Source organism: Gordonia sp. DT30 (assembly GCF_049844915.1).
In the GTDB taxonomy this organism is placed as follows: Bacteria; Actinomycetota; Actinomycetes; order Mycobacteriales; family Mycobacteriaceae; genus Gordonia.
On the sequence record NZ_JBNCLY010000070.1, the window covers coordinates 1 to 599 of the forward strand.

The window sequence follows — 599 nt, forward strand, 5'->3', positions numbered from 1 at the left end:
GATGACATGGTGGCGTGGCTGGCCGCGCACTCGACGATCTCGGCGGTCGCCGAGTTCACGCGGGTGGCCTGGCGCACTGTCTCGGCGATCGTGGAGCGGGTCGTTGACGGGCATTTCGCCGGCGTGGACCGTCTGGAAGGGCTGGTCAACATCGGTATCGATGAGATCGCCTACCGCAAGGGTCACCGCTATCTGACGGTGGTCATCAACCATGACACCGGGTTGGTCGTGTGGGCGGCCGAGGGCCGCGATAGCGATACCCTGCGCCGGTTCTTCGACGCGTTGGGGCCCGAACGCTCGGCACGGGTGAAGAAGGTCTCGGCTGATGGGGCCGACTGGATCTGGTCGGTGATCACCGAGCAGGCACCACAGGCGGTGCAGTGCTTGGACATGTTCCACATGATTCAGTGGGCCGGGACGATGGTCGACAAGGTTCGTCGCCGTACCCTGGCCGCGGCCGGCGGTGGCCGCACGGGTGCGATGTGGGCAGTCCGCAAAAGTCACGCCGACCAAACCCCCGACCAGCGTGGTGTGGTCGAGCAGTTGCGCCGCGACAACAGTGACCTGTTTGAGGCGTACATGCTCAAAGAGCAGCTGCG

Annotated in this window: 1 protein-coding gene; it reads left to right on the forward strand. The window is 65.3% G+C overall.

Going from position 1 to position 599, the window contains the following annotated elements; genetic code table 11:
- Nucleotides 1-599, forward strand: a 599-nt coding sequence (locus ACLQ3C_RS21475) for an ISL3 family transposase (protein WP_425707117.1), incomplete at both ends; no start/stop codon positions are given.